At 38.5% G+C, this 5,705-nt stretch carries 4 protein-coding genes, 1 tRNA gene and 1 rRNA gene; 3 read left to right on the top strand and 3 right to left on the bottom strand.

All coding sequences use genetic code 11. The features are described from left to right. Positions 1 to 6: 6 nt before the first annotated feature. Together rrf and ACVYAD_RS24800 are read right to left on the bottom strand one after the other, a co-directional pair. Positions 7 to 122: ribosomal RNA gene (rrf, locus tag ACVYAD_RS24805) — 5S ribosomal RNA — on the bottom strand. Positions 123 to 769: 647 nt separating this feature from the next. After that, positions 770 to 1,840, bottom strand: coding sequence for a cysteine desulfurase family protein (locus tag ACVYAD_RS24800; protein ID WP_476428254.1), 1,071 nt, complete (start codon positions 1,838 to 1,840; stop codon positions 770 to 772). A gap of 100 nt (positions 1,841 to 1,940) precedes the next feature. Here ACVYAD_RS24800 and nadB point away from each other — a divergent pair, with 100 nt between their 5' ends. The 3 genes from nadB to nadA are packed head-to-tail and all read left to right on the top strand — an operon-like array spanning position 1,941 to position 5,434. Beyond that, positions 1,941 to 3,527: an L-aspartate oxidase gene (gene nadB, locus ACVYAD_RS24795; protein WP_476428251.1), complete on the top strand. Its 1,587-nt coding sequence runs from the start codon at positions 1,941 to 1,943 to the stop codon at positions 3,525 to 3,527. Next, the gene (gene nadC / locus ACVYAD_RS24790; protein ID WP_476428250.1) at positions 3,484 to 4,344 is read left to right on the top strand and encodes a carboxylating nicotinate-nucleotide diphosphorylase; all 861 of its coding nucleotides are present in this window, start codon (positions 3,484 to 3,486) and stop codon (positions 4,342 to 4,344) included. The genes nadB and nadC overlap by 44 nt, the downstream gene beginning before the upstream one ends. A gap of 13 nt (positions 4,345 to 4,357) precedes the next feature. Then, positions 4,358 to 5,434 (top strand): quinolinate synthase NadA, encoded by a 1,077-nt coding sequence (nadA, locus tag ACVYAD_RS24785; RefSeq protein ID WP_476428252.1) that lies wholly within the window; start codon positions 4,358 to 4,360, stop codon positions 5,432 to 5,434. A 192-nt stretch (positions 5,435 to 5,626) separates the two neighbouring features. On the opposite strand, the gene ACVYAD_RS24780 is transcribed toward nadA, so the two are convergent. Then, positions 5,627 to 5,698: transfer RNA gene (locus ACVYAD_RS24780), tRNA-Glu, on the bottom strand. Positions 5,699 to 5,705 lie beyond the last annotated feature (7 nt).

Here is a 5,705-nt window from a genome sequence, read left to right as displayed (position 1 = left end):
TATTATGCCTAGCGACGTCCTACTCTCGCAGGGGGAAGCCCCCAACTACCATCGGCGCTAAAGAGCTTAACTTCCGTGTTCGGTATGGGAACGGGTGTGACCTCTTTGCCATCATCACTAGACTATTAAGTTTTCGATATACGTCGTACTTTTTCGTCAGCCTCTGTCGTTCAGTCAGTCATGTACTTAAGTACGTCCTTCCTTTTCTTCATCGCTTTCTCTAACTACTCGTATGTTGAAACCTTTATGTATTTCGTTTTGAAGTTTATTACCTGTCCTTCAAGACAAGAATTATTGTATAACGTTTTCTAGCATTGTGCAATACTTTTTTATAAAAAAAAGAAATTATTACTTTTTAGAGATATTTTTTGTTTTCTACGAGAAATTATCACTCTGCTATTTATTATAGCAATTGTTTAATTAAAAGAAAACAATTAATTTAATAGATGAGAATTAGTTAACTATTTATATTCATTTTATAAATAAAAGGCACTAATTTTCGCTACAAGCTACTTCTTCCCCCAAACTCAATGCTCTACGACAGGAGTACTTGAGTAGCCCTTCGCTCCAATCACCAACCAAAATAAGTATACATGCACAAAAATATCCAACGAAGATTATTTTTATAGACTACTTAACATGTACATAAATTATCATTTCAAAATTATTTAATCATAGTTTTTCAGTTTTAATCTTATCCTCAATATTATTTATTGAGCCTTTCATTCACTTGCTTAGAAAGCATTTAATATATTTCACATGTCGAACATTAAAGGCTTAAAAGTGCTCGTTGTAATCGATCAATTTCCTCAAATGTCGTTGCAGGACCAAAGGATATTCTAAAAAATTGACGAGCCGCTCCCATAGAATAACCCATTGATAAAATCGCTTTTGTACCAGATTCACTATGAATATCACAGGCACTTCCTGTAGAAATACATATCCCCGCTTCATTTAATTTTAACAAAACGTATTGCCCTTCTACTCTTTTCATCATCACACCACAAATATTAGGCAACTGATTCTTACACTCAATGATCTGACACGTCTCTGGTAAATTCTCCTTAAAGTATTGACGTAATGCTGCATATTGCTGACGCTCATATTGATAACCTTCAATCGCCGTAGCAAATGCGACAATAGCTGGGGTATCTAGTGTGCCTCCCCTTAGTCCGCGCTCATGTGTGACACCTGGAGCTAATGCAGGAACACGGAGCTCAGGATTCATATATATGGCACCACACCCTTTTGGCCCACCTATTTTATGCGCTGAAACAGTAATAGCATCTACTTGCTGTTTTAACGAGAGTTTACAAAAGGATTGTACACAATCGACGTGTATAAGCACATTTGATTGTTTTGCAATTTCGGCAATTTCTTCTATCGGTTGAATAGAACCTATCTCTGAATTTACATGTTGAATAGTGATTAAAGCAGTATCTTCTTGAATTGCTTTTCGTAGTTGCTCTACTTGAATACAACCGTCTTGCTGTAAGGGTAACTTCGTGACCGTAAAACCCATTTTTTCAAGTGTATTTAAAGCCGCATGTACCGATGTGTGTTCAGCTTGGGATGATATAATGTGCTTCCCTTTATTTGAAGCTAAAGCTAATGACAAAATCGCAATTAAATTGCCCTCCGTTCCACTTCCCGTAAAAATGATACCATCACTGTTTACTCCAAGTGACCTTGCTACAACAGCTCTTGCTTGTTCAACAAAATAATGGGCTTGTCCTCCTAGGTCATGTAAGCTTGCACTATTTCCATAATACTGCTTTGCTACCTCGCAATATGCTTTAAGAGCTTTTGGCGTCATTGGAGCGGTTGCAGCGTAATCCATATAAATCATCTTATTCTTCCTTTCTAATTCATTCGGTCTTGTTTTCTTTTTTATTTTATGCAAAGATAAGTGTCAAGACAACTGTAAAGAAGGTATATGTATGGATGTAAAGACAGATGTACTTATTATTGGTAGCGGTATTGCCGCACTTCAAACTGCTCGGCTTCTCGAAGAACATTTTCTAGTACAGCTAGTGACAAAGTGTTCAGTTAAAATGAGTAGTTCTTATCGTGCTCAAGGCGGTATTGCTGCCGTTACAAGTCAAGAAGATCATCCAAAGCTTCACATTGCTGATACGTTGACTGCTGGTGAATATCATCATGAAAGAAGGAATGTTGAAGTACTAATAGAAAATGGCACAGAAATTATGCGTAATTTATTAAATGAGGGCTTCCCAGTTGATCGACAAGTTGACGGGTCCCCCGCTCTTGGCTTAGAGGGAGCACATAGTCATCACCGCATTTTACATGCAGGCGGTGATCGTACTGGTCAAGTAATGATAGATTATTTGCTCAATCAACTCACATCTAATATCGTCGTGAATTGCTATGAGATGGCTTATGAGCTTTTATTAAACACAAATGGGGATTGTGTTGGCGTTCTAACAAAAGGAGCAAAGGGAACGAAACGCTACCTTGCCCACCACGTCATTCTCGCGACAGGAGGTGCAGGTGCTCTTTATTCTTGTACGTCTAACTTTGCTACGAATACTGGTGATGGGATCGCATTAGCCTATCGTGCAGGAGCTGCCATCAGTGATATGGAATTTATGCAATTTCATCCAAGCTTACTTTGGTCTCAAGGTCAGGCCAAAGGGTTAATATCTGAAGCTGTTCGTGGCGCCGGAGGAATATTTGTCGATGCGTATCGTCAGCCCTTAATGAAAGGGATACATAAACAACTGGACTTAGCACCACGCCATGTTACAGCACATGCATTATTTCATAAACGTGCTGCTGGGCAGGAAACATTTATTGATATTACAAAGATTGAACACTTTGAAGAAAGATTCCCTACGATTGCTCAACTTTGTTCTGACAATAATGTTAATTTACAGGATGGCCTAATTCCAGTTGCACCAGGTAGCCATTTCTTAATGGGCGGTGTTGTTGCTGATGACAAAGGAAGGACATCTATTCCTAATCTCTATGCAATTGGGGAAGTTGCTTGTACAGGAGTTCATGGCGCCAATCGTTTAGCTAGTAACTCTCTATTAGAAGGAATTACGTTTGGACAAAGAACAGCCCAATACATTATTCAAACAGGTTGTACACAAAATAATTTCTTGATTAGTGACAAACATCACCAACAAACAATGCCATCGTTATTTACAAAAGATCAATTACGACAAATGATGATGCACACATTAGGCATTGTGCGAAATCCTATCGATATGCAACAATTCGTACAACAATTGCCCTCATTGCAAACACTTCTTCATGTTAATTTAAATGGCCTGAATCAACAGGAACTTGAACTTTTCATGATGCATATTGTCGCTACATTAATGGCATTCGCAGCCATTACACGAAAAGAAACTCGCGGAGCACATATTCGCGTTGATCAACCAGAAAATGATAACCAGTGGGCAAACCGTTGGGTTATTTTTCAACAAGGACAGATGAAAGTGAGGGATTCATTATATGAATATCATCAAACTCGAAGAATTGTTAAAGCAATTTTTTAATGAGGATATAGGCGATGGAGATTTATCAAGTGAATTAATATTTTCCCCTGAACAACAGGGATCTTTTTCTTTTTATGCGAAAGAAGACGGCATTTTTTGTGGAGCTCTCATCATTAAGCATGGATTTCTTCTACTGGATCGATCGATCGATATTACCCTTTATAAAAAAGATGGAGAAAAAGTAAATGCTGGTGATGTTCTTGCTGTTATTCACGGACCTCTTCAAAAGTTATTAATAGGTGAGCGTGTAATTTTGAATCTTATCCAGCGTATGTCTGCTATTGCCACAACTACAAATTTAGCGGTGCGAGAAACTGCAGGTACTAATGCGAAAATATGCGATACGCGCAAAACAATGCCTGGATTGCGTATGTTAGATAAATACGCTGTTAGAATCGGTGGTGCCTATAATCATCGCAATGGTTTATTCGATGCGATCATGCTAAAGGATAATCATATTGCTTTTGCAGGTAGTATTACTAATGCAGTACAGGCGGCCCGTGAGAAAATCGGTCACACCATTAAGATCGAAGTCGAAATCGAAACAAAAGCACAATTAGATGAAGCAATTGCAGCTGGTGCTGATATCATTATGTTTGATAATCGTAGCCCTAAAGAAATACGTGAATGGCTTCCTGCTGTTCCTCCACATATCGCTACAGAAGCTTCGGGCGGCATTACACCTCAAAACTTAAATAGCTATGCGATAACAGGTATTCAATGGATTTCACTCGGAGCGCTAACACATTCAGTAAAAGCTTTTGATATTAGTGCAATTGTTAAACCGAAAGGAGCTAGTTTCATTGTCCATCACTAATCTATTTCAACAAATGTCACTACTACCCGAGCATTATCGTGCTTTATCTAAAAATGACATGGAATCTCGCATTCTAGCTATAAAAAAGGAATTAGGCAGTAAGCTCTTCATTCCTGGGCATCACTATCAAAAAGATGAAGTGATTCAATTTGCTGATGCAACAGGGGATTCCTTACAACTTGCTCAAATATCAGCAGCTAACACGGAAGCTGAACATATCGTATTTTGCGGCGTACACTTTATGGCGGAAACAGCTGATATGCTTACAACTAAACAGCAGCATGTATACTTACCTGATATGCGTGCAGGCTGTTCAATGGCAGATATGGCAGACATTTATCAAACAGAACAAGCATGGCCAGTTTTACAGGAACTTTTTGGCGATACCATTATCCCTCTAACATATGTTAATTCTACTGCTGCCATTAAAGCATTTACGGGACGACATGGTGGAGCTTGCGTAACATCGTCCAATGCAAAAGAAATGGTTGAATGGGCATTTACGCAAAAACAACGTATTTTCTTTTTACCCGATCAACATTTAGGTAGAAATACTGCGTACGATTTAGGAATACCGCTTGAAAATATGGCCGTTTGGAATCCTCATACAAATAAACTTGAAACGGATCAGTCCCCAGAAAACATTCAAATCATCTTATGGAAGGGACACTGCTCTGTACACGAAGGCTTTACGGTTGAGCATACGGAGCTCATACGTAAAACTCATCCAAATATGAGGATCATTGTTCATCCAGAATGTAGTCGTGAAGTGGTTGCTGCTGCAGATGATGCAGGTTCTACAAAATACATTATTGATACGATTTATAAAGCACCAAGTGATTCAGCATGGGCAATCGGTACTGAAATGAATCTCGTCAATCGTCTGATTAAACAGCACCCTGATAAGCAGATTATCTCTTTAAATGAAAATTTCTGTCCTTGTCTTACGATGAATCGTATTGACCTTCCCCATCTACTTTGGTCTTTAGAAAGTATACAAAAGGGGCAGCCACATAATTGTATTCAAGTAGATGCTCAAACTGCTGAAGAAGCACGTAGCTCACTTGAAAGAATGCTATTAAGAGCGTAAAAAGCAAAACGTCTACCCAAAGATGAGTAGACGTTTTCTTATAGTTGCTTTAGTTTTCTAATGAGAATATGTAGTAATGTTCAAATACATTTCAACTAATCATAATCGTGTAAGACAATTAGTAGAATCTTAAAAGCTATCTTTATACAAAAAAATACAGTAGATGTAAATTACATCTACTGTATTTTAGTATGACCCGTACGGGATTCGAACCCGTGTTACCGCCGTGAAAGGGCGGTGTCTTAACCACTTGACCAACGGGCCAATGGCG

The sequence above is a fragment of the Lysinibacillus sp. G1-3 genome, from assembly GCF_056322905.1.
The sequence above is the reverse complement of the archived record's forward strand: the minus strand, read 5'-3'. Positions and strand labels throughout refer to the sequence as shown.

Bases quoted from the DNA above. Each gene is read 5' to 3' on its own strand.
- nadA (WP_476428252.1), top strand. From the start codon at position 4,358: ATGTCACTACTACCCGAGCATTATCGTGCTTTATCTAAAAATGACATG.
- nadC (WP_476428250.1), top strand. From the start codon at position 3,484: ATGAATATCATCAAACTCGAAGAATTGTTAAAGCAATTTTTTAATGAG.
- ACVYAD_RS24800 (WP_476428254.1), bottom strand. From the start codon at position 1,840: ATGGATTACGCTGCAACCGCTCCAATGACGCCAAAAGCTCTTAAAGCA.
- nadB (WP_476428251.1), top strand. From the start codon at position 1,941: ATGGATGTAAAGACAGATGTACTTATTATTGGTAGCGGTATTGCCGCA.